The organism is Phenylobacterium sp. (assembly GCF_031425575.1).
Taxonomy (GTDB): domain Bacteria; phylum Pseudomonadota; class Alphaproteobacteria; order Caulobacterales; family Caulobacteraceae; genus Phenylobacterium.
On record NZ_JANPJP010000187.1, the window covers coordinates 1 to 22,628 of the forward strand.

General features: G+C 68.0%; 24 protein-coding genes. 18 read left to right on the top strand and 6 right to left on the bottom strand.

All coding sequences use genetic code 11. From position 1 onward, the window contains the following. From RMO97_RS10500 to RMO97_RS10510, 3 genes are all read right to left on the bottom strand, one after another. On the bottom strand, positions 1 to 1,143 hold a 1,143-nt coding region (locus tag RMO97_RS10500), incomplete at its 3' end, for an efflux RND transporter permease subunit (RefSeq protein ID WP_310540905.1). After that, positions 1,140 to 2,255 (bottom strand): efflux RND transporter periplasmic adaptor subunit, encoded by a 1,116-nt coding sequence (locus tag RMO97_RS10505; RefSeq protein ID WP_310540907.1) that lies wholly within the window; start codon positions 2,253 to 2,255, stop codon positions 1,140 to 1,142. The genes RMO97_RS10505 and RMO97_RS10500, both read right to left, overlap by 4 nt. A gap of 2 nt (positions 2,256 to 2,257) precedes the next feature. Then, positions 2,258 to 3,688, bottom strand: a complete 1,431-nt coding sequence (locus RMO97_RS10510) for a TolC family protein (RefSeq protein ID WP_310540909.1) — start codon at positions 3,686 to 3,688, stop codon at positions 2,258 to 2,260. Positions 3,689 to 4,042: 354 nt separating this feature from the next. Between RMO97_RS10510 and RMO97_RS10515 the strand changes: the two genes are divergently transcribed. Then, positions 4,043 to 5,635: a M28 family metallopeptidase gene (locus RMO97_RS10515; protein WP_310540910.1), complete on the top strand. Its 1,593-nt coding sequence runs from the start codon at positions 4,043 to 4,045 to the stop codon at positions 5,633 to 5,635. Between the two features lie 11 nt (positions 5,636 to 5,646). Further along, a complete protein-coding gene (locus RMO97_RS10520; protein ID WP_310540912.1) occupies positions 5,647 to 6,450 on the top strand; it encodes a DUF72 domain-containing protein in 804 nt (267 codons plus the stop codon). Between the two features lie 119 nt (positions 6,451 to 6,569). Here RMO97_RS10520 and RMO97_RS10525 read toward each other — a convergent pair whose 3' ends face one another. Next, positions 6,570 to 6,878: an energy transducer TonB gene (locus RMO97_RS10525; protein WP_310540913.1), complete on the bottom strand. Its 309-nt coding sequence runs from the start codon at positions 6,876 to 6,878 to the stop codon at positions 6,570 to 6,572. Between the two features lie 238 nt (positions 6,879 to 7,116). Between RMO97_RS10525 and RMO97_RS10530 the strand changes: the two genes are divergently transcribed. The 7 genes from RMO97_RS10530 (at position 7,117) to RMO97_RS10560 (ending at position 13,705) form a co-directional block, all read left to right on the top strand. Then, positions 7,117 to 9,069, top strand: coding sequence for a methyl-accepting chemotaxis protein (locus tag RMO97_RS10530; RefSeq protein ID WP_310540915.1), 1,953 nt, complete (start codon positions 7,117 to 7,119; stop codon positions 9,067 to 9,069). A gap of 119 nt (positions 9,070 to 9,188) precedes the next feature. Continuing rightward, on the top strand, positions 9,189 to 10,100 hold the full coding sequence (locus tag RMO97_RS10535; protein WP_310540916.1) for an SDR family oxidoreductase: 912 nt from the start codon (positions 9,189 to 9,191) through the stop codon (positions 10,098 to 10,100). Positions 10,101 to 10,157: 57 nt separating this feature from the next. Then, the gene (locus tag RMO97_RS10540; protein ID WP_310540917.1) at positions 10,158 to 10,526 is read left to right on the top strand and encodes a hypothetical protein; all 369 of its coding nucleotides are present in this window, start codon (positions 10,158 to 10,160) and stop codon (positions 10,524 to 10,526) included. Between the two features lie 27 nt (positions 10,527 to 10,553). Continuing rightward, positions 10,554 to 10,967, top strand: coding sequence for a hypothetical protein (locus tag RMO97_RS10545; RefSeq protein WP_310540918.1), 414 nt, complete (start codon positions 10,554 to 10,556; stop codon positions 10,965 to 10,967). A 79-nt stretch (positions 10,968 to 11,046) separates the two neighbouring features. Further along, positions 11,047 to 11,670, top strand: a complete 624-nt coding sequence (locus RMO97_RS10550; RefSeq protein ID WP_310540919.1) for a TetR/AcrR family transcriptional regulator — start codon at positions 11,047 to 11,049, stop codon at positions 11,668 to 11,670. Between the two features lie 5 nt (positions 11,671 to 11,675). Further along, on the top strand, positions 11,676 to 12,722 hold the full coding sequence (locus tag RMO97_RS10555) for an alpha/beta hydrolase (protein ID WP_310540921.1): 1,047 nt from the start codon (positions 11,676 to 11,678) through the stop codon (positions 12,720 to 12,722). Beyond that, entirely contained in the window at positions 12,722 to 13,705 is a 984-nt protein-coding gene (locus RMO97_RS10560; protein ID WP_310540922.1) for an NADPH:quinone oxidoreductase family protein, read from the top strand. The genes RMO97_RS10555 and RMO97_RS10560 overlap by 1 nt, the downstream gene beginning before the upstream one ends. Here RMO97_RS10560 and RMO97_RS10565 read toward each other — a convergent pair. Continuing rightward, positions 13,702 to 14,934 (bottom strand): hypothetical protein, encoded by a 1,233-nt coding sequence (locus tag RMO97_RS10565; protein WP_310540923.1) that lies wholly within the window; start codon positions 14,932 to 14,934, stop codon positions 13,702 to 13,704. The genes RMO97_RS10560 and RMO97_RS10565 overlap by 4 nt on opposite strands. 142 nt (positions 14,935 to 15,076) lie before the next feature. On the opposite strand from RMO97_RS10565, the gene RMO97_RS10570 reads away from it, so the two are divergent. Both RMO97_RS10570 and map read left to right on the top strand, forming a co-directional pair. Continuing rightward, on the top strand, positions 15,077 to 15,406 hold the full coding sequence (locus RMO97_RS10570; RefSeq protein ID WP_310540924.1) for a 1-deoxy-D-xylulose-5-phosphate synthase: 330 nt from the start codon (positions 15,077 to 15,079) through the stop codon (positions 15,404 to 15,406). Beyond that, positions 15,403 to 16,149, top strand: coding sequence for a type I methionyl aminopeptidase (map, locus tag RMO97_RS10575; protein WP_310540925.1), 747 nt, complete (start codon positions 15,403 to 15,405; stop codon positions 16,147 to 16,149). Before RMO97_RS10570 ends, map begins: the two co-directional genes overlap by 4 nt. 27 nt (positions 16,150 to 16,176) lie before the next feature. Here map and RMO97_RS10580 read toward each other — a convergent pair whose 3' ends face one another. Continuing rightward, the gene (locus RMO97_RS10580; RefSeq protein WP_310540926.1) at positions 16,177 to 16,896 is read right to left on the bottom strand and encodes a hypothetical protein; all 720 of its coding nucleotides are present in this window, start codon (positions 16,894 to 16,896) and stop codon (positions 16,177 to 16,179) included. A gap of 54 nt (positions 16,897 to 16,950) precedes the next feature. Here RMO97_RS10580 and rpmH point away from each other — a divergent pair, with 54 nt between their 5' ends. From rpmH to RMO97_RS10615, 7 genes are all read left to right on the top strand, one after another. Next, positions 16,951 to 17,085: a 50S ribosomal protein L34 gene (gene rpmH / locus RMO97_RS10585; RefSeq protein ID WP_215343146.1), complete on the top strand. Its 135-nt coding sequence runs from the start codon at positions 16,951 to 16,953 to the stop codon at positions 17,083 to 17,085. A gap of 23 nt (positions 17,086 to 17,108) precedes the next feature. Then, complete coding sequence (gene rnpA / locus RMO97_RS10590; protein ID WP_310540927.1) at positions 17,109 to 17,501, top strand: ribonuclease P protein component; 393 nt, start codon at positions 17,109 to 17,111, stop codon at positions 17,499 to 17,501. Positions 17,502 to 17,512: 11 nt separating this feature from the next. Next, entirely contained in the window at positions 17,513 to 19,309 is a 1,797-nt protein-coding gene (gene yidC, locus RMO97_RS10595) for a membrane protein insertase YidC (RefSeq protein ID WP_310540928.1), read from the top strand. Beyond that, a complete protein-coding gene (gene yihA, locus RMO97_RS10600) occupies positions 19,306 to 19,983 on the top strand; it encodes a ribosome biogenesis GTP-binding protein YihA/YsxC (RefSeq protein WP_310540929.1) in 678 nt (225 codons plus the stop codon). The genes yidC and yihA overlap by 4 nt, the downstream gene beginning before the upstream one ends. Positions 19,984 to 20,045: 62 nt before the next feature. After that, on the top strand, positions 20,046 to 21,188 hold the full coding sequence (locus RMO97_RS10605) for an acyl-CoA dehydrogenase family protein (protein ID WP_310540930.1): 1,143 nt from the start codon (positions 20,046 to 20,048) through the stop codon (positions 21,186 to 21,188). A 99-nt stretch (positions 21,189 to 21,287) separates the two neighbouring features. After that, positions 21,288 to 22,034, top strand: coding sequence for a Crp/Fnr family transcriptional regulator (locus tag RMO97_RS10610; RefSeq protein WP_310540931.1), 747 nt, complete (start codon positions 21,288 to 21,290; stop codon positions 22,032 to 22,034). Between the two features lie 43 nt (positions 22,035 to 22,077). After that, positions 22,078 to 22,628: ribose-phosphate diphosphokinase (locus RMO97_RS10615; RefSeq protein ID WP_310540932.1), on the top strand; the 551-nt coding region annotated here is incomplete at its 3' end.

The window sequence follows — 22,628 nt, forward strand, 5'->3', positions numbered from 1 at the left end:
CAGCGACACCGGCATGGCGAAGGCGGTGATCATGGTCGAGCGCCAGTCGCGCAGGAACACAAACACCACGATGGCCGCCAGCAGCATGCCTTCCAGCAGCACGTGCTGGGTGGCGCGGAAGCTGGCGCGGGTCTCGTCCACTGACGAGAAGATGCGGGTGAAGGTCACCCCCTCGTGGGTCTGCTCAAGCTTTGCGATCGCCTTGATGACGGCGTCATCGACGCCGACGTCGCTGGAGTCCCGGGTCTTCATCACCTGGAAGCCCACCACCGGCGCGCCGTTCAGCCGCGCAAAGCCGCGCACCTCGCTGGAGCCGTCGCCGATCTCGGCCACGTCGGTGAGCCTTACATAGCGCCCGCCGCCAGTCGGGATGGTCATGGCGCGCAGGGCGTCGAGGGTGTTGACCGCGCCGAGCACGCGCAGGGTCTGCTCGCGACCGCCCACGGCGACCCGGCCGCCGGGGGCGTCGATGTCGAAGGCGCGCAGGGCGTTGTTGATCTGCGGTGCGGTCAGGCCCCGGGCCGCCATGCGGTCGGGGTCGATGAGGATGTTGATCTCCCGGTTCACGCCGCCGACGCGGGAGATCTGGGAGACCCCCTTCTCGGTCTGCAGTTCGCGGGCGATGGTGTCGTCGATGAACCAGGACAGCTCGGCGTCAGACATGGCCGGGGCCGCGACGGCGTAGGTCAGGATCGGCTGGCTATCCAGCTCCACCCGCGTGACCGTCGGCTCGTCGATCTCGCGCGGCAGGACCGCGCGGGTCTGGTCCATGCGCGAGCGGACCTCGTCGGTCTTCTTCTGCAGGTCCTCGCCGAGCTCGAACTCCACATTGGTGGTGGAGACCCCAAGCGTCACCGTCGAATAGATGTTCTTGACGTTGGAGATGCCGGCGATGGCGTCCTCCACCGGCCTTGTGATCTGGGTCTCGATCTCGCCCGGCGCCGCGCCCGACTGGGTCACGGTGATATTGACCATCGGGAATTGGACGTTGGGGAACTGCTTCACCGGCAGCCCGCCGTAGGAGATCATCCCCGCCAGGATCAGGGCGATGAACAACACCACGACCGGCACGGGGTTGCGGATCGCCCAGGACGAGATCTGGAAGGGGCCCCCGTCGTCGTGAACTTGCGGCGACGGGGTCATTTCTTGGCGCTCGCGGGCTTGGACATGGGCACGGGGCCTTCGGTCGGCCGGACCATGTCACCGTGCAGCAGGAAGGCGGCGGCGTTCAGCACCACACGGGAGCCGGCAGGCGGCCCCTTGACCAGGGAGACCAGGCCCGAGCCGCGCGACCCGGTCTGCACCGTGACGCGCTTCACGCGGTTGTCCGCGCCCACCACCATCACGCTGGCGCCGTCGGCGTCGTAGCGCACGGCGGTCTCCGGCACAGCCAGGCTCTGACCCACGGCGTCGGCGAACAAAGCCCGACCGTAGCCGCCCGACCGGATGTCAGAGCGGACCGGCAGGCGGATTCGCACCGTGCCGAGCTTGGACTGGGCGTTCACCTGCGGCGAGACCAGGCGCACCACACCCTCGGCGCTGGTCCCGGTGGAGAGCACCACGCTGGCGCGCTGGCCGGGACGCACCCGGGACAGATCTTCTTCGGAGAGTTCGGCCAGCAGTTCGATCTCGCCGCCCTGAGCGATCCGGAACCACGGGGTCGCGCCCCCGGCCGAGAGTTCGCCCGGCCGAACGTTGCGCTCCAGCACCAGGCCCGAGACCGGGGCGGTGACCGCGAGCTTGCCGGCGCGGGTGCGGGCGTCCTTGTAGGCGGCGGCCTGGGCGTTGGCGGTGGCGCGGGTAGCGCGAGCCTGGAAGCGCCGCTGATCGAGCTGTTCCTGAGAGAGCACGCCCTGGCCATCCAGGCCTTTCACACGGGCGGCCTGGGCCTCGGCCTGCTCGGCCTGGATGGCGCTCTGGGCGGCCAGCGCCCCTTGCTGTTCCACCTGGGACGCGATCAGAGCGCCGTCCAGTTGAACGAGGGTCTGGCCGGCGCGGACATACTGCCCGGCGTCCACCAGAACCCGGGCCACGCGGTAGCCGGTGATCTCGGGCAGGACGGCGGCTTCCTCGCGCGGCGCCAGGACGCCCGAGGCGGTGAGCGAGCCGATGATCTGGCGCGGCTCGACCTTCACCACGCGGACGGCGCGGGCGCGTTGGGTGTCGCTCTCCTTGACCGCAGGCTTCTTACCGCAACCGGCAAGGGCGAAGGTCGCGACCATGGCGAGGGTGAGGGCGGTGGCGGATCTCGTCACGTCTAGCGTGCCTCTTGCTGGGCGAGCACGGGGGTGGCGGGCCAGCCGCCTCCGAGCGCCTTGTAGGTCTGGACGGCGCGGCGCAGGGCTTGAACCTGCGCGCTGGTCAGCGCCGATCGGGTGCTGCGCCAGGACTGTTCGGCCCCAAGCGCGGCGGTCAGGTCATCAATGCCGGCCGCGTAGCGGACGCGGCTGGCCTCATAGGCGCGCGCGGCGCGGATCTCGCCGTCGGCCAGCAGGCCGACGCGGCGGCGGTCGGCGTCCAGGCGGGTGAGCGCGCTGTCGGCCTCGCCATAGGCGGTCTGCACCGCCTTCTCATAGGCGATGACCGCCTGCTCGGTCCGGGCGTCCTGGGCCTTCAGCTCCTGCAGCAGCCGGGGGATAGCAAGAATCGGCTGGGTGACCCCGGCGCCGATCGACCAGTTGCGGGTGCTGGACTCAAAGCCCGGCTGTTCACTGCGCGAAAGGCCGATGCCAGGGGTCAGGGTGAAGGTGGGGAAGAAGGCGAGCTTGGCGTAGGTCAGCCGGCCGGCGGCCGAGCGCACGGCGGCCTCGGCCTGGCGGACATCGGGGCGCCGGGCCAGCAGCTGGCCAGGGACGGCGGCCGGAACGGGCGGGATCTGGCCAACGCTGGCGGGGGTCGGGATGCTGGCCAGGGGATCGACGCCGCGGCCGACCAGAACCAACAGGGTGCGGCGGGTGGCCTTCAATTCGGCTTCCAGGCTGGCGGCGGCGCCCTCGGCCTGGGCCAGGTCGCCGGCCACACGGTCAGCTTCGGAGGATGAGCCCAGACCCCGTTCGGCCCGGACAGTGGCGATCTGCTGCAGGCCCCGCTGGATCCGGGCGGTCTCGCGCGCGTCTTCCAGCTGGATGGCTTGGCCGCGGGCCAGGAAATAGGTGTCGGCGATATTGGCCGCGAGACTGGCGCGGGCGCCCTCATAGCTCGCCTGGGCCTGATTAGCGTCTCCGCGAGCCCCCTTGGCCACCGCGAAAATCCGGCCGAACAGATCGACCTCCCAGCTCACATTGAAGGTGGCGCTGGAAGCGGTGCTCTCGCCCTCGCTGGAGAAGCCCGGAATATTGACCATCGTGCCCGAGGTCTGGGTGGTGTTCGTCTCTCGGGTCGTGGCCGATGCATTGCCCTGGGGCAGGAAGCCCAGCAGGCCACTGGACGCGGTCGCCCGGGCTTCCCGCAGGCGAGCCGCGGCCGTCCGCGCGTCCGGCGCGCGGATCAGGGCGTCCTCGATCAAGGCGGTCAGCACCGGGTCGTTGAACTGAACCCACCACTGGTCGAGCGCCGCGGCGTCGAGCGCCGACGCCCCGGCCTGCGGCGCCTCGAAAGCGGTCGGCAGGGCGATATCGGCCTTGCGTGCGGACGCGCACGCGGCGAGCGTCAGACAGGCCAGTCCGGCTACGAATGTGGCGGGGCGCATGATCTCTGTCGTTGTCAGACCGCGAATCGCCGCCGAGTGTATCGGCTTTGGGGAGGCGCGACGCGGTTAGCTGTAGCTCCCTTGACCATAGCAACCGGTCGCCAAAATTGCAGTGGCGTTACAAACAGCCGCCGTCATGGTGAATGGGACGCATCTGCCACACCTATTTTCGGATAATCGTTCAATATTGAACGATATTATCGCCCAAGCGGTTTTGAGCGCGCCGCTCTAGCGTCTGCGCACTGGCCTCGCTAGGGTCCCGGGCAAATTGGTCCTTGCCCGAGTGCATTCATGAAACAATTCCTCCTGGCTGGCGCGTCCGCGTGGGCTGTTTTGGCCCTTGGCCTTCCCGCCATGTCCGGCGTCAGCGCCGCAAAGCTGGCCGACCACATCCAGATCATGGCCTCCGACGAGTTCGAGGGGCGGGGTCCCGCCACCGCCGGCGAGGTCAAGACCGTCAAATACCTGACCGAACAGTTCCAGGCCGTGGGCCTGCAGCCGGGCGGCGATCTCCAGACGAACGGCAAGCGGGCCTGGACCCAGGACGTGCCCCTGGCCCAGTTCGACAACAAGGATCCCATCAAGGTCAGCGTCACCGTCGGCGGCCAGATCCAGACCTGGACCCAGGGTGATCAGGTCGCCATCCGCGCGCCGCAGACCGGCGTCGCTCAGGTCTCGGTCAAGGACGCGCCCGTCGTCTTCGTCGGCTATGGCGTCAAGGCGCCCGAGCGCAATTGGGATGACTTCAAGGGCTATGACCTGAAGGGCAAGATCGCGCTCGTCCTGGTCAACGATCCCGACTTCGAGACCGGCGAGGGCGACTTCGGCGGCAAGGCCATGACCTACTACGGCCGTTGGACCTACAAGTACGAGGAGGCCGCGCGCCAGGGCGCGGACGGCTTCATGGTCATCCACGAGACCGCGCCGGCCTCCTATGGCTGGAACACGGTCAAGAACTCCAACACCAACACCGTCTTCGACATCATCCGCCAGGATCCGACCAAGGTTCACGCCCCCATCGAGGCCTGGATCCAGCGCGACCCCACTATCGCCCTCTTTAAAGCGGCCGGCCTTGATTTCGAGGCCCTGAAGAAGCTGGCCCAGACCCGTGACTTCAAGCCAGTCGCCCTGACCGGCGTGACCTTCTCCACCGAGATTTCGGTGGACGCCAAGAAGATCGTTTCCAAGAATGTCGTGGGGCTGCTGCCCGGGACCAAGCATCCCGAGGACAAGGTGGTCTACACCGCCCACTGGGATCACCTGGGGGTCGGCCTGGCTGACGCCAAGGGCGACCGGATCTACAACGGCGCCCTGGACAACGCTTCGGGGACGGCGATGCTGATCGAGATCGGCCGCGCCGCCGCGGCCCAGCCGCGCACTGAGCGCTCCATGCTGTTCCTGGCGGTCACCGCGGAGGAGAAGGGCCTGCTGGGATCGGAGTACTACGCCGCCAATCCGCTCTATCCCCTGGGCACGACGGTGGCCAACATCAATATGGACGGCGCCTCGATCTACGGTCCGTCCAAGGACTTCGGCACTTCGGGGGACGCGCCCCTGACCCTGCAGGACGATCTGATCGAGGTCGCCAAGGGCTACAACATGACCTACAGCCCGGACCCGCGTCCGGGCGCGGGCAGCTTCTTCCGGTCCGATCATTTCTCCTTCGCCAAGCGCGGTGTGCCGGCCATCTCCTTTGGCGGCGGCCAGGATCTGGTGAACGGCGGCAAGGCCCGTGGCGAGGCGCTGCAAAAGGCCTACACGTCGGAGAAGTACCATCAGCCGGCGGACGAATACTCCCCTGACTGGGACCTCTCCGGCGCGGCCCGCAACGCCGACATGCTGCTGGTGCTGGGGACCCAGATCGCCAATTCCCGCAAGTGGCCGGAATGGAAGGGCGGGTCTGAGTTCAAGGCCGAGCGGGACAAGACCGCCGCGGCGCGCAAGTAGGGGACTGGCGCATGGCGCAGGCGGGCTACATCCGGGCCGGCATCGGGGGTTTCACCTTCGAGCCCTGGCGTGGGGTCTTCTATCCGGAAGGCCTCAAGCAGGCTGATGAGCTCGCCTATGCCAGCCGCCACCTGACCTCCATCGAGATCAACTCCACCTACTATTCGTCGCAGAAGCCCGCGACCTTCGCCAAGTGGAAGGCCGCGACACCGGAAGGCTTCGTCTTTTCCCTGAAGGCCTCGCGGTTCTGCACCAACCGCAAGATCCTGGCCCAGTCAGGCGAGTCCATCGCCAAGTTCCTGGGTCAGGGGATCGTCGAGCTGGGGGACCGGCTGGGCCCGATCCTATGGCAGTTCATGCCCACCAAGACCTTCGAGCCCGCCGACTTCGAGGCTTTTCTCGACCTGCTGCCCAAGACCTATGAGGGCCTGAAGCTCCGGCACGTGGTGGAGGTCCGAAATTCCAGCTTCGTGGACCTGGCCTTCGTGAAGATGTGCCGCAACCGCAACGTCGCCATCTGCGTCTCGGAAAACGACCGCTATCCGATGATCGCCGACGTGACGGCGGACTTCGTCTATGCGCGCCTGATCGACGGCTCCGACGACATCCCCACCGGCTACGACCCGGAGGGCCTGGACAAGTGGGCCCGGCGTTTCACGCAGTACGCGCAAGGCCGCTGCCCCGACGACCTGACTCCCATCGACCGCACCGCGCCTGCCGAACAGCCGGTCGACGTGTTCAGCTACTTCATCCACGAGGGCAAGGTGCGCGCGCCGGCCGCGGCGATGGAGTTGATCTCGCGGGTGAACACGTAAGAGTCTTTCCTGCCCCGGTTACGGGGAAGGGGAGGAAAGAGAGCCCCAATACAAAACGCCCCCGGCCGGAAGGCCGAGGGCGCGAATTTGCAAGAATGAGAATTCTTGGAGCTGCGGGTTTAGCCGCCGCCCGGGAAGCGCATCGGAACCTTGACGGTGCCCGTCTTCGAACCCATCGGCAGCGCTTCGGCGACGCAGAGCGCGGCCTTGTCGAAGCCCTTGTTCGGCTTGCTGTCCTCGAGCACTTTGCAGCCCGAGAGCTTGCCGGCGTCAGCGGTGCATTCCAGCATGACAATCGCTGAGTCCCGCGTGTTCGCGTTCTTCGTCAGGCAACGGCCCATGCTGTCCTCGAAGCTCCCAGCAGACGCCGAACCGGCGACGGCGAGAGCCAGGGCGCAACCGCCCAAGATCTTGAAGATATTTTTCATGCCCCACTCCTTTCTAGATTTGGACAATCTGAGGATGAACCAGTCGGGTTAAGAGAGTCTGATGCGGCGCGCCGTATTCATGGTTAAGAAACCATGAATACCTAAACCAAACTTTTGGCGTCTCTATACTGGCCAGAACGTCAAAATTCGCATTTGCCCCCACTTCGGTGACGTTTGGTTAGCAACCTGAAGGCATGGTGACCGAGTCGCTAACCGTGTTTTACGGGGGGAATATACAGTGAAGCGCTTCAGGCTCGTGGATACGCCGCTGATCATCAAGATCGGCTTCGCGCCCGCTTTCGCACTGGTCATGCTGGCCTGCCTGGCCACCGGAGCCATCATCCTGCAACGCGCCCAATCGGCCGAATTGCGGCAGGTGGTGCAGGTGGACATGCCCAACAGCCTGCGAATGCAGAAGGTCTCAGAACGGATCACCGCCGTTCACGGCGAACTCTATTTCCTGCTGACCCACCAAGCGGCGTCCATCGAGGTCGAGAAGATCGAGGGCGCCTCTCAGGCGATGCTGGCCGAGGTCGACTCCATCACAAAGGAAGTCGAGACCGCCCGCAAGACCGCGCCGGCCGATCAGAAAAAGTCGTATGACGACCTGATCAAGGCCCTGAAGAACACCCGCGACGCCCTCGACGTGATCTGCGCCATGATCGGCGCCGACTTCGGCACGGCCGCCGGCTTCGCCGCGCCGTTCGAAGAAGAATATGGCAAGATGACCGCCACCCTGCAAAAGATCGTGCAGGCCGGTCAGAAGGTCACCGACACCAACGCTGCGGCCAGCGCCGCCCGCGCCAAGACCGCCCAGACCGCCACCCTGGTCGGCGCGCTCGCCACCCTGCTGATCGCCGGCGCCCTGGCCATGAGCCTGACCCTGACCCTGCGCCGCGACGTCAAGAAGATCGCCAGCGCCACCGAGGCGCTTTCGCGCGGCGACAACGCCATCAACCTGGACGCCCTGGCCCGCAAGGACGAGCTGGGCGCCATCGTCTCCTCCCTGACGGTCTTCCGCGACAACCAACTGCACCTCGAGAAGCTGCGCCAGGAGCACGAGGTGGCCGAGGCCTCCTCAGAGAGCGCCCGCCGCCAGAACGCCGAAGCCGCCGCGGCCATCGCCGAGGAACAGGCCAACGTGGTCACCAACCTGGCCCGCGCCCTGGATGCGCTGGCCTCCGGGGACCTGACCTACCGCGTCGACACCGAGTTCCCCGGCGACTACCGCAAGCTGCGCGACGACTTCAACGCCGCCGTGGCCAAGCTGGAAGAGGCCATGACCGCCATCGCCAGCGCGACGGCCTCCATCCAGTCGGGCGCCGGCGAGATCAGCCATTCGGCCGACGACCTGTCGCGCCGCACCGAGCACCAGGCCGCGACCCTGGAAGAGACCGCCGCGGCCCTCGACGAGATCACCGCCACCGTCAACAAGACCTCCGAAGGCGCCACTCACGGCCGCGAGGCCACCGCCTCGGCCAAGACCGACGCCGAACAGTCCGGCGAGATCGTGCGCAAGGCCGTCCTGGCCATGAACAACATCCAGGAGGGCTCTAACAAGATCAGCCAGATCATCGGCGTGGTCGACGAGATCGCCTTCCAGACCAACCTGCTGGCCCTGAACGCGGGCGTTGAAGCCGCCCGCGCCGGCGAGTCCGGCAAGGGCTTCGCCGTCGTCGCCTCCGAAGTGCGGGCCCTGGCCCAGCGCTCGGCGGAAGCCGCCAAGGAGATCAAGGCGCTCATCTCGGCCTCGACCCAACAGGTCGCAGAGGGCGTTGGCCTGGTGGACGAGACCGGCAAGGCGCTGGAACGCATCGTTCGCCAGGTCGGCGAAATCTCCAACGTGGTGGGCGAGATCGCCGCCTCGGCCAAGGAAGAGGCGCTCGGCCTCGGCCAGGTGAACACCGCCGTCAACCAGATGGACCAGGTGACCCAGCAGAACGCCGCCATGGTGGAAGAGTCCACCGCCGCCAGCCGCGTCCTCGCCGACGAGGCCGAGGAACTGGCCCGCCTGGTGGGCCGCTTCCGGGTCAGCGGCGCGCCCCAGGCCGCCCGCGCCCAGGCCGCTCCGGCGCGCCACGCCCCGGCCCACCGTCCGCAGACTACCCAGCATCGCGCTCCGGTGAGCCGCGGAAACACCGCGCTCGCCCATCAGCCCCAGGCCGATGACGACACCTGGGAAGAATTCTAGGCTTCTAAGTTCCAAAGGGGCGTCTGAAGGGGGACCGCTGCGAGGCGGCCCCCCTTTTCATTTGACCGACCCGGCGTCAGCGGCGCGCAATTGCTCCAACGATAAGGAGGAGCGCCGCCATGGCCGAACTGACCCAAGACGACCTGATGTTCCGCCCCGGCCTGATGAAGGGCGAGCGCATCCTGATCACCGGCGGCGGAACCGGGCTCGGCAAGGTGATGGCCGAGGCGTGCCTGATCCTTGGCGCAGAGGTCTATATCTGCGGCCGCCGCGGCGGCGTCGTGGAGGCGACGGCCAAGGACTTGATGGACGCCCACGGCGGCAAGGTGGTCGGCATCGCCTGCGACATCCGTGTCCCCGAGGCCATCACCGAGATGATGGACAGCATCTGGTCCGACGGCGGGGCGCTGACCGGCCTGGTCAACAACGCCGCGGGCAATTTCATCAGCCGCACCGAGGATCTCTCGCCCCGCGGCTTCGACGCCATCGCCAATATCGTCTTCCGGGGTTCGTTCTTCGTCACCCTCGACGCCGGCAAGCGCTGGATCGAGGAGGGCAGGAAGGCCTCGGTGGTCTCCATCCTCACCACCTGGATCTGGAACGGCGGCCCCTTCACCGTGCCCTCGGCCATGTCCAAGGCGGGTCTGGCCACCATGAGCCAATCCCTGGCCGTCGAGTGGGGACCCTACGGCATCCGCTTCAACAACATCGCGCCAGGCCCCTTCCCCACCGAGGGGATGAGCGCCCGGCTCAACCCCGGCCAGCAGCGCGACGACGGCGAGGCCAGCCGCACCGGCAACCCCATGGGTCGGGTCGGCGAGATGCGCGAACTGGCCAACCTGGCGATCTATCTGCTGCATCCGCTGTCGGCCTATGTGAACGGCCAGACCATCGCCATCGACGGCGCCGCCTGGCAGGCCTCGGGCGGCAACTTCTCAGCGCTCAGGGCCTGGACCGACGACCAGTGGACGCAGGCCAAGGAGTCCATCCAGGCGGCCAACGCCAAGGACCGCGCGGCGCGGACGGTGTGAAGCGCCGCTCTCAATCATGGTTAACCAGGTCTTAAGAGCCGTGGGCGACGATGGCTTATGCGCCGCGTCCTCACCCTCCTCGCCTTGACCCTCGCCCTGGCCAGTCCGGCCGGCGCCCAGCAGGTCCCAAGCCTGACCACCGCCCCGGTCCTGCGGGGCTCACTCTCGGCCGACGTCGCCGACGCGCCTGACGCCACAAGCCCCGTGGCCGCCACCGCCGCCGCGGCCCTCGCCCAGAGCTTCATCCCGCTCCGCACCCTGTCCGATACGCCCGTGGCCGGCCAGGCCGGGCAGTGCCGGCTATCCTGCGCCCAGTCCTATTACTTCTGCCTGTCCGGAGACGGCGGGGATGACTGCCCCGCCACCTGGGGCCAGTGCCGGGCCGCCTGTGACGCGCCCGGCGTTGCGGGTCTCGCCGGGGGCTGACATCCTTAGGCGCCCACGGAGAGCGCCATGAAAACCCTGATCGCCGCCGCCGCCCTGCTGGCGCTTACCGCCTGCGGTCCCAAGCCCGCCGCCGAGACCAAGACGGCCGCCGCCGCGCCCATCCCCTGCGAGGGACTGCCCGACTACGCGCCGCTCTATCCGGGGGCCAAGATCACCCTCTGCACCCAGGGCGACTCCACGCCGGGCAAGATCGGCGGCGCGGTCGGCTTCACCAGCCCCGATGCTCCGGACTCCGTCGTGGCGCGCTACAGAGAGAGCGCCGCCGCGGCCGGCCTGACGACTGGCATGGATGTGGACCAGGGCGGCTCCAAGGTGTTCTCGGCGATGGACGGCGACCGCACCCTGCGCATCCAGGCCCTGCCCGAGGCTGACGGCGGCGCGACGGCCATCCTCACCTGGGGCGCGGCCAAGCCCTCTTGATCGCCGCAAGCCGTCGCGATTGGCGCTGCGGCGTTCGAGTGTCTAGTATGACGCCCGTCAGGTTTTGAATCAGGAAGAGATGTCCCAGGTCGCTTATCTCCCGGTCGGCAAGCGCGAGCAGACCAAGGTCCAGAACCGCCAGGCCATTCTGGACGCCGCCCGCGAAGTTTTCGGAGAGCTGGGCTACGAGGCCTGCACCGTGCGCGATATCATCCGCCGCACCGGCCTCGCGGCGGGCACCTTCTACAACTACTACCGCTCCAAGGAGGAGGTCTATGTGGCCCTCTCCGACGAGGGCGCCCGGCGCTTCACCCCGCTGCTTAAGGCCCAGAGAGCCCAGTCGGCCGACTGGGAAAGCTTTGTCCGCGCCGCCATCGAGGCCTATTTCAGCTTCCTGGCCGACGAGCACCAGAGCTGGCTCGCGCGCCGTCCGCCGGATGAGCCCTTCCCTCATGTGCACGGCCAGACCCCGGAAATGACCGCGGTGTTCAACGAGGTGCGTCAGGCCATCGTCGATGAGATCGCCCGCGGCGGCGCGCCCGGCGTCGATCCTGACTACCTGGCGGCGGCCTGCATCGCCATCGCTCGCGAGGTGGGCGAGAAGATGCTGCAGCGGCGTCCTGTCGACACCAAGGGCGCGGCGGACTTCGTGGTCGCCCTGATCCAGGGGGGCGTGAAGGGGTTGCCGGAGGCCGGAGACTAGGTCCGATGCCCAGTATCTCCACCCAGCGGGTCATGGTCCGCACCCTGCTGTCCCTGCCATCCTCCCTGCTGCGCCTGCTTTCGGGCGGCGGGGTGGTCTATCGCGGCGGGCGCACCCTCGATCCCCGCCTGCAGTTCCTGGCCGCCGGTGCGGCGCGACAGCCCGCCATGACCACCCTGAGCCCGGAGGAGGCCCGGCGGGCCAGCGCCCAGGGGCTGGCGGCGCTGAGCGGCTCGCCCGAGCCCGGCGTCCGCACCGAGCCCGTGAGCATCCCGACCGGCGCCGACCCCATCCCCGCGCGCCTCTACCGTCCGGAGGGCCAGGACCCGGCTACCCCGCTGATGGTCTTCGCCCACTTCGGCGGCGGAGTGATCGGCGACCTGGAGACCTGCGACGCCTTCTGCGGAATCCTGGCGCGGATCGCCCGCTGCCCCGTCCTGTCGGTGGACTACCGCCTGGCCCCCGAGCACCGCTTCCCGGCGGGCCTGGAGGATGTGCTGGCCGCCTACCGCTGGGGGCGCGACAACGCCGCGCGGCTCGGCGCGCCGGCGGGTCGGGCGGCCATCGGCGGCGACTCCATGGGGGGCAACTTCGCCGCCGTGGCGGCCCAGGAGCTGAAGCGCGCCGGCGAGGCCCAGCCTGATCTGCAGCTGCTGATCTATCCCTGCACCGACGTGGCCAGCGAAACCGCCTCCATGACCACCTATGCCGAGAGCTTCCCGCTGAGCCGCGCCACTATGGATTGGTTCATGGGTCACTATATTGGCCCCGAGGCCGACCCCGCCGACCCGCGCCTGTCGCCAGTGCGCGCGCCCGACCTTTCAGGCCTGGCGCCGGCCGTGGTGATCACCGCCGGCTTCGATCCCCTGGTGGACCAGGGCGAGGCCTACGCCAAGCGCCTCAAGGACGCGGGCGTGCCCATCGCCTACCGCTGCTATGACAGCCTGGCCCACGGCTTCACCGCCTTCACCGGCGCCGTGCCCTGCGCCGACGTCGCCTGCCGCGAGATCGCGGGCCTGGTCCGTGAAGGCCTGGAAGGACGAATTCACTGATGCGCGCTCTGGTCGTCGAGGAACTGGCCGCCGACTACGGCGGCTGCGTCCTGAAGGAGATCGAAACGCCGGAGCCCCGTCCGGGCGAGGTTCGGATCAAGGTGCGCGCCGCCGCTGTGAACTTCCCTGACCTGCTGCAGACCCGGGGCGAATATCAGCACAAACCCGCCCTGCCCTTCATTCCCGGCATGGAGATCGCCGGCGAGGTGGAGGCCCTGGGCGAAGGCGTCACCCAGTTCCAGATCGGCGACGCCGTGGTGGGTGGCGCCCGCGTCGGCGGCTTTTCCCAGTACGCCGTGACACCCGCCGCGATCCTGCGGCCCAAGCCCGCCAACCTCTCCTTTAGCCAGGCCGCCGGCTACGCCACGGCCTATCTCACCGCCTATGTCTCCCTGGTGCGGCGCGCCCAGGTGGAGGCCGGCGAGTGGGTGCTGGTGCACGGCGCGGCCGGAGGCGTCGGCCTGGCCGCCGTGGACCTGGCCCGGCATCTGGGCTGCAAGGTGATTGCGGCCTCGGCCTCCGACGAGAAGCTGGCGATCATCGAGAAGGAGTATGCGCCGGAAGCCACGGTGAACGTCACCGGCGGCTTCCGCGAGCGGGTCAAGGAGATCACCGGCGGCCGCGGGGCCGACGTGATCTATGACCCGGTGGGCGGCGACGTCTTCGATGAGAGCGTCCGCTGCGTCGCCTTCAACGGCCGCATCCTCTCGATCGGCTTCACCTCGGGCCGGCTTCCGGTGCTGCCGGTCAACATGGCCCTGATCAAGGGCTTCTCGGTGATGGGCGTGCGGGCCGGCGAATACGGCCGCCAGTTCCCCGAGAAGGGCCGCGAGAACACCGCCGACATCTGGGCCCTCGCCAATGAGGGCAAGATGCATCCCCGCGTCGATCACGAGTATCCGCTGTCGGAATGGCGCGCCGCCTTCGAGAGCCTGGCCAACCGCAAGGTCGTCGGCAAGACCATCGTCCGGCCGGACCTCTAGGGAACCGGGAACCCGGTCAGGTCCCAGGTGGCCTTGGCGCTGTTTGGCAGCACCACCACCGCGTCATGGGCCAGGATGTAGTCGCGCAGCGCGGCCTGCTGATCAGCCGGGACCTGGTTGGCGAACACCCGCGACCAGGGCTGGATGCCTCGCAGATCGAGGATCACCGGCTGCTTGGGCGGACCCTCTGGAAACAGGGCCCTCATCCACGGCCCCGCCTCTGTGACGTCGGCCTGATAGCCGCCGGTGGGGACCACTACGATCCCGTAGGCTTGCTTGCCGTTGGCGATTGCGAACTCATGGGCGAAGTTGGCGATGGTGAAGGCGCCGCCGGGGCTGCGGCCGCGATAACCGTGCCAGCTGCCGAACTTGAACATCACCTTGGGCAGGGACTTGGCGGTGGCCACCTGGCGGTAGTGGCCCATGAAGGCGCGTTTGAAGAGCGCCTCCCGCTCGGTGTTGTTGTAGAGCCCGACACGCTCCCCGGCGTTGGCGCGGCGGTTGTAGGAATAGATCCGCGCTGAGGTGACCAGGCCGGTGAGCAACACCTCGGCCCGCGAGCCCGGCTTGGCGCCATAGGCCGCCCTCAGCGCCTCCAGGCGCGGCAGGGTGGTGGCGTCGTCGTGGAGAAAGGCGCCCTGGTTGGCGCGGGTCTCCTTGAGACGGACCTCGTCCAGCAGGGCCTGGGTGGTCGCCTTGGCCGCCGCATTGGGCGCCAGGGGCAGCAACTCTTCCAGATAGGGCGCGACCCCCTGCGCCTGCTCCAGGCCCCAGACGGCAGGGTCTCCCGGCTTGGCGCTTCTGGACGCCTGGGCCAGGAAGGCGAGGTCCTGGTCCGCGGCGAAGCCGATATGGGTGGGATAGCGCTTGGCGAGCGCGGCGATCTTGGCCAAGTCGCCGCGATAGCTGTTCACCGCTTCGATCGCCAGCGGGTCCTGCTCCACCGCCAGGTAGCGATAGCCGAGGTCGGCCTGCAGGCGACTATAGAGAGCCCCGGCGAAGATCGGGGTCTCGTGGTCGTGGTGGCTCTCCCCCAGGAAGACGAACTGGCTGTCCTTCAGCTGCCCGAACAGGGCGTCCGCGCCCGGGCCCGCCAGCCTTCCGCCCGTATAGGTGAAGGGCCGGGTATTGGCCGCCAGCAGCGCCCTGGTGTCCACCGGCGGCGGCGTCTGGGCTGCTGCGCCGGCGGCCAGGGTCAGGGCCGCCAGGGCCAGGAGCAGAGTTCGCATCGGTGTTCCCCCTTGAGGACACCAAGACCCTAGGAGCGGCGTCACAGGCGTCACAACTTAAAATGCGGCAATGTCACAGGCCCTTGGGCCGGCGTGGATTCTGGGCCAAGCTCCCTTGCGTCAAATCATTTCAGAGGCCGTCGTGAGCACCCCCCGGACGCGGATCATGTACATTGAGGACAAATCTGGCTCGCTGAACGGACCGGCCAGGATCGGCCGCGTCGTCTATTCGAAGTCGGGACGCTCTATCTCCTATGATGGCCGCACGTTCCAAAGCCTCAGTGGCAGAGGCTTCAAGGCCAACTATTTCGAGACCGAGACCGGAGACCATTTCTGGATTTCCGGCCCTCGGCGGGATGGCCAGGACCGTCTCTACGGAGGAACCCAGCCGGTCGTTGTGGATGCTGACGTCGCCGAGGCCTACTGGACCTCTATCCGGGGCTTGAAGGCTCAAGCAGGAACCAAGCCATGACCATCGGCAGCGAAGACGAACTCGAGAAACTCCGCGTGGCCGGCGCCCTGGTGGCGCGCACGCTGGCGGCCATGGGCGCGGCCCTGGAGCCCGGCATCACCACCCGCGAGCTGGACCAGCTTGGCCGGGCCATGCTGGAGCGCGAGGGCGCACGCTCGGCCCCGGAGGTCACCTACGATTTTCCCGGCGCAACCTGCATCTCGGTGGGCCCCGACTGCGCTCATGGCATTCCCGGCGACACGGTGATCAAGGCCGGCGACCTGGTGAACATCGACGTCTCGGCCGAGATCGACGGCTTCTTCGGCGACACCGGCGCCAGCTTCGCCGTGCCTCCCACCGCGCCAAAGATCGAGCGCCTGTGCCGCGACGGCCGCCGCGCCATGTGGACCGGCATCCGCTCGGTGAAGCCCGGCGGCAAGCTCAACGAGATCGGCCGCTCGATCGAGGGCTTCGCCAAGAAGAATGGCTACAGCCTGGTGCGCAACCTGGCCTCCCACGGGGTCGGCCGCTCCCTGCACGACGAGCCGGGCGACATCCCCACCTGGTACGAACCCGGCGACCCGCGCCGCATCACCGAGGGCCTGGTCTTCACCATCGAGCCCTTCCTCTCCCTCGGCGCCGATTGGGTCGAGGAGCTGGACGACGGCTGGACCCTGCGCCCGCCGGGTCGCCAGCCTACCGTGCAGTACGAACACACCCTGGTGGCCACCTCTCGCGGGCCGGTGATCCTGACCCTGGCCTGAGCACGGGCCTGAATTGCCGACGCGCCGTCAGGCCTCGCCGCAGACCAGGGCCAGGTCGGAGGTCAATTCAACGCGCTGAGGTTCGCGCCCGTCGATATCGATCCGCGCCACCCCGTCAGGACCTGGGAACAGCACCAGGTCCGCCCGCGAGCCCCGGAACAGGGTCCCGGCGTGCGGCGCGAACTCCGAGGTCACCGGCCCGGCCACCACGAACCCCAGGGCCATCAGGTCCCCGGCGGCGCGATTGAGGTCCTGCGCCCCCAGCCATATCCGGCGCAGGCGCACGCCCTGATCGGGCGGGGTGTCCGGCGGATAGAGCGGGCCGGAAAAGGCGGGCAGCGTCCAGGGCGCCGGGTCAGTGGCGTATTCGATGGCCGAGATCTGGGTCAGCAGGCCTTGGCCGCGCCGGAACATCAGCATCGACCACGGCTGGTCCTGCGCGGGATCGGTGATGGCCTCGCGGCGGTAGCTGCGGAACTCCCAGTCGCGCTGGACCGCCACGGCTTCCAGGGCCGTGATCGGGCCCTGGAAGATGAGGGCCGGCGCACCGGCCTCCTGGGCGAAGACGTCGAGGAACGGCCCATTGGCGAAGCGCACGCCCCTGGAGACCACCTCGCCGCCCGGCCGATAGCCGTCCAGGACCGGCCGCGCCGACAGCCGCGCGACCGTCTCCACCAAGGCATCGCGCCCCGGCGTGCGGATCACCACGTGATCGACTCTAAACCTTTGACCGCTAACGGTTGACATCCCCAGCCCTACCCCTTATTCCCCGCCGCTCGATTTCGACCCGGAGCCAGTCCCGTGAAGCGCACTTTTCAGCCCTCCCGTCTCGTGCGCGCACGCCGGCACGGCTGGCGTTCGCGTATGGCCACCAAAAACGGCCAGAAGGTGATCGCCCGTCGGCGCGCCAAGGGTCGTAAGCGCCTGACCGCCTAATACCAGGGTCCTGGGGTGTCCGCATGACGGACCCCGTCTTTCCCATCGAACATCTTAAGATCCGGCCCGATTTCCTGGCCGCGGCCAAGGCGCCGTCGTGCGCCCGTGGCGCCGTCGTGCTCCAGGCCCGCCATCGCGCCGATGGTCGCCCGCTTGTCCGCGTCGGTTTCACCGCCACCCGCAAGATTGGCGGCGCCGTAGTGCGCAACCGCGCCAAGCGTCGCCTGCGCGAGGCCGCTCGCGCCCTGGTTCCGACCCTGGGCAAGCCCGGTTTCGACTATGTCTTCATCGCCCGCGGCGGCGCGCCGACGCGCCCATGGCCGCGTTTGCTTGACGACGTGAAAAGCGCGCTGATAAGCCTCGGCGCCGATAGCGACACCCGCGCGCCCGATCGCGCTTCTCCCCCTTCCGTCTGAGCGCGCGCCCCATGCAAGACAACTCGAACCGCAACACGATTATCTTCGTGGTCTCGGCGATGGCGCTGCTGCTGGCCTACCAGTTCCTGGTCATGGGTCCGCGCACCAAGGCCCGCGAGGCCGAACTGGCCCGCAACCCGCCGGCCGCCAGCGCCCAGGTCCAGGCCCAGAACCTCACCAAGGCGCCGCCCACCGCCGCCGAGGCCCTGGTCTCGCGCCAGACGGCCGCCGCCGCCAGCCCCCGGGTGCGCATCGAGACGCCGGCCCTGTCGGGTTCGGTTTCCTTGCGTGGCGCCCGTCTCGACGATCTCTATCTCAAGCAGTACCGCGAGACCGTGGCCAAGAACGCGCCGCCGGTGGAACTGCTGCGGCCCGAGGGCGCCCAGCACGCCCAGTTCGCCGAGTTCGGCTGGGCCGGAGCCAACGTGCCGGGCCTGCCCACCGCCGCGACCGTCTGGACCCAGACGGCGGGTTCCACCCTGGCGCCAGGCGCGCCCATCACCCTGCGGACCACCAACGGTGCGGGCCTGACCTTCACCCGGCAGATCTCGGTGGACGACCGCTTCATGTTCACCATCTCCGACACCGTGGCCAACACCGGGGCGAGCGCCGTGACCCTGGCCCCCTACGGGTCGGTGCAGCGCCAGGGCGTGCCCAGCGACATCGGCACGAACTCTATCATCCACGAGGGCGCGGTCGGCTGGCTCGGCGAGGAGCTGCGGCTCATCAAGTTCAAGAAGTGGGCGAAGGACGGCGGCTCCACCATCGCCACCACCGGCGGCTGGGCGGGCATCACCGACAAGTACTGGCTGGCCGCGCTGATCCCGGCGCAGAACGAGGCCGTCCAGAGCCAGTTCCGCGTCACCAAGGCCGGCGGTGTCGACATCTTCGAGGCCAACTATGTGGGCTCGGCCCGCATCATCAATCCGGGTCGCCAGATCACTGAGACCCAGCGCTTCTTCGGCGGCGCCAAGACGGTGCCGGTCCTGAAGGCCTATGAGGACACCCTCGGCGTCCCCCGCTTCGACCAGGCCGTCGATTGGGGCATGTTCTGGTTCTTCACCCGGCCGCTGTTCCAGTTCCTGGAGTTCATCCACGGCCACGTCGGCAACTTTGGCATCGCCATCCTGCTGCTCACCGTGGCGGTGAAGGTCGTGTTCTTCCCGCTGGCCAACAAGAGCTACGAGTCGATCACCAAGATGAAGAAGGTGCAGCCCGAGATCGAGGCGCTGCGCGCGAAATACAAGGACGATCCCACCAAGCAGCAGACCGAGCTGATGGCGCTCTATCAGAAGGAGAAGATCAACCCGATCACCGGCTGTCTTCCCATGCTGCTGCAGATCCCGGTCTTCTACGCCCTTTACAAGGTGCTGACCGTCACCATCGAGATGCGGCACGCACCCTTCTTCGGCTGGATCCAGGACCTTTCGGCCCGCGATCCGTCCACCGTCTGGACCCTGTTTGGCCTGATCCCCTGGAACCCTGCCGCGACGCCGCTCATCGGCGGCCTGCTGGACGGATACCTGCACATCGGCGTCCTGGCCCTGGCCTACGGCGTGACCATGTGGCTGACCACGGCGATGAACCCGCCAGTGGGAGATCCCATCCAGCAGAAGATTTTCCAGCTGATGCCGATCCTGTTCACCTTCATCATGGCCCCCTTCGCCGTGGGCCTGCTGATCTACTGGACCTGGTCGAACGTGCTGACGATCGGTCAGCAGTACATCATCATGCGCCGCTTCAAGGTCGATAACCCGATCGACGACCTGATCGCGCGGTTCTCGGGCAAGCCCAAGGCGCAAGAGTGAAGACCGACGGGACCTTCGACGAGGCCGAGATCGAGGCCGCGCGCATCCTCTTCGCGCGCCAGGCCACCTTCCTGATGGGCGCTGTGTCCGTGGACGGCCTGCCGCCCGCCGACATGCCCGAGGTGGCCTTCGCCGGCCGCTCCAACGTCGGCAAGTCCTCGCTGATCAACGCCCTGGTGGGTCACAAAAAGCTGGCCCGGGCCTCTAACGAGCCGGGCCGCACCCGCGAGGTGAACTTCTTCGTCCTCGATGACGTGATCCGTCTGGTGGACCTTCCCGGCTACGGCTGGGCGCGGGCCTCGAAGGTGACGACGAAGAAGTTCCAGAACCTCGGCCGCGACTATCTGCGCGGGCGGGTCAACCTGAAGCGGGCCTACCTGCTGATCGACGCCCGCCACGGCCTGAAGGACGTGGACAAGGAACCGATGGACGCCTTCGACAAGGCCGCGGTCTCCTACCAGATCATTCTCACCAAGGCCGACAAGATGAAGCCCGCCGAGGTCGAGGCCCTGGTGGCCAAGACCCAGGCCGCCATCATCAAACGCCCCGCCGCCTTCCCCCGCGTGCTCTCAACCTCCTCGGAGAAAGGGTTCGGCATCCCCGAGCTCCGCGCCGAGATCGCGGCGACCTGCGAGATCGTGCCCCGCATCGAAACCGACGACGAAGCTGAGTAGCTGGCCTGACGCCGCGTGAGGGCGTTAGATCGCTGGGACCCCCGCCAAGAGGAGCCCAGGACATGCTGCAGACCGCCACCCGCGCCATCTATGACGAAGACCTCGGGCTGTTCCGTGACCAGGTCCGCAAGTTCTACGCCGTCCACCTGACGCCCCACCTCGACCGCTGGGAAGAGGAGGGCCTGGTCGACCGCGCCTTCTGGCTGGCCTGCGGCGAGGCGGGCGTGCTTTGTCCGCAGGTTCCCGCCGAGTACGGCGGCCTCGGCCTCGACTACCGCTACAACGCCGTCATCGGCGAGGAGCTCTCCTACGCCGGCTCCACCGCCGGGATCACCCTGCAGTCGGACATCGTGGTCGACTACCTGATCAACTACGGATCGGAGGAGCAGAAGCAGAAGTGGCTGCCGGGCATGGTCTCAGGCCAGGTGATCACCGCCATCGCCATGACCGAGCCCGGCGCGGGCTCGGATCTGCAGGGCATCCGCACCACCGCGATCCGTGACGGAAATCACTATGTCGTCTCCGGCTCCAAGACCTACATCACCAACGGCCAGAACGCTGACCTGGTCTTCGTGGTCGCCAAGACCGACCCGGTCGCCGGGTCCAAGGGTATCTCGATTGTCCTGGTGGAGACCGACCGCGCCGGCTTCAAGCGCGGCCGCAACCTCGACAAGATCGGCCAGAACTCCGCCGACACCTCCGAGCTGTTCTTCGAGGACGTCCGTATCCCCATCACCAACTGCCTTGGCGAGGAGGGCCGCGGCTTCGCCTACCTGATGAATCAGCTGCCCCAGGAGCGCCTGCAGATCGCCATCGCCGGTCAGGCCGGGGCCCAACGCGCCTTCGACGAGGCCGTGAAGTTCACCAAGGAGCGCAAGGCCTTCAAGCAGGCTATCTTCGACTTCCAGAACACCCGCTTCACCCTGGGCGCCCTGAAAGCCAAGCTACAGGCCGGCTGGGCCCACCTGGACTGGTGCATGGCCCGCCACCTGAAGGGAGAGCTCACCGCCGCCGAGGCCTCCGCCGCCAAGCTCTTCCACACCGAACTGCAGTGGGAGGTCTGCGACGCGGCCCTGCAGCTGCATGGCGGGGCCGGCTACATGAACGACTACCCCATCGCCCGCTTGTGGCGGGACGCCCGGGTGCAGCGGATTTACGGCGGCACCTCGGAGATCATGAAGGAGGTCGTGGCGCGGTCCATCTGATCGGATCGGCCCCGTCGGATATCCAGCAAGCGGAGCCAACTCCCTTGACCCGCGTTGTTCTGGGGTCGGAGCTCGGGGAGTTGTCGAATGAATAAAGTCATGAGCGCGCTGGAAGCCAAGCCGGAAATGAGCCCGGCGCATCCCAGGCTCGCCAACCGCCTGTTGGGCGCCCTGGGCGGCCGGGACTATGAGATCCTGGAGCCGCATCTGGAGCTGGTCCCCCTGGCTCGCGGCAAGGTGCTGTTCGAGCCCGGCGACGACGTCCACACCACCTATTTTCCCTGCCGCAAGACCATGGTCTCGCTGCTGATCGTCACCCGTGACGGCCGCGAGGTCGAAGCCGCCACCATCGGCCGCGAAGGCGCGGTGGGCGGCATCGTCAGCGACGGGCACAAGCCCGCCTTCGGCCGCGCTGTGGTCCAGGTCCCGGGTTCGGCCTTCGCCATCTCCACCAGCCATCTGGAAGCGGCCAAGCTCGGCTCCACCCGCTTCGGCGACCTGTTCTCCCGTTATGCCGACGCCCTGCTCGCCCAGATGATGCAGGGAGTGGCCTGCAACGCCCTGCACTCGGTGGAGGAACGCTGCGCCCGCTGGCTGCTGGCCACCCATGACCGGGCCGGCGATCACATCATCCAGCTCACCCAGGAGTCCCTGGCCGAGATGCTGGGGGTCCAGCGCACTACGGTGTCGGCCGTCACCTCATCGCTGGCGACGCGCGGGCTCATCAAGACTTTGCGGGGCCGTGTGCAGATCCTCGACCGCAAGGGCCTCGAGCGGGTGGCGTGTGAATGCTACGAGGCCGTCGAGGGCCACTTCGCCCGCGTCCTGCCCGAGGTGGACATCTAGGCCCCCTCGGCTATAGGACCCCCGCAGCAGCGGGAGATGAGTCGTGGGTGATATCGCCATCTTCAGCGGCAGCGCGCACCCCGACCTGGCGCGCGAGATCTGCCGGCATCTCGAAGTCCCGCTCTCACCCTCCCGCCTGACCCGCTTCGCCAACGACTGCCTGGAGGTTCAACTCGAGGCCAACTGCCGCGAGCGTGACGTCTTCCTGATCCAGCCCATCGTCGCGCCCGTGCAGGAGCACCTGATGGAGCTGCTTCTGATGCTGGACGCCGCCCGCGGCGCCTCGGCGGCCCGCATCACCGCGGTCATGCCCCACTACGCCTATGCCCGCTCCGACAAGAAGGACGCGCCGCGCATCTCCATCGGCGGCAAGCTGGTGGCCGACCTGCTGGCCACCGCCGGCGCCCAGCGGGTCCTGACCATGACCCTGCACTCCCCCCAGGTGCACGGCTTCTTCTCCATGCCCGTCGACCACCTGCACGCCCTGCAGGAATTGGCGCGCCACTTCGCCGCCGAGGATCACTCCAACACCGTCGTGGTCTCGCCCGATCTCGGCAACGCCAAGGAGGCCGCGGCCTTCGCCCGCCTGCTGGG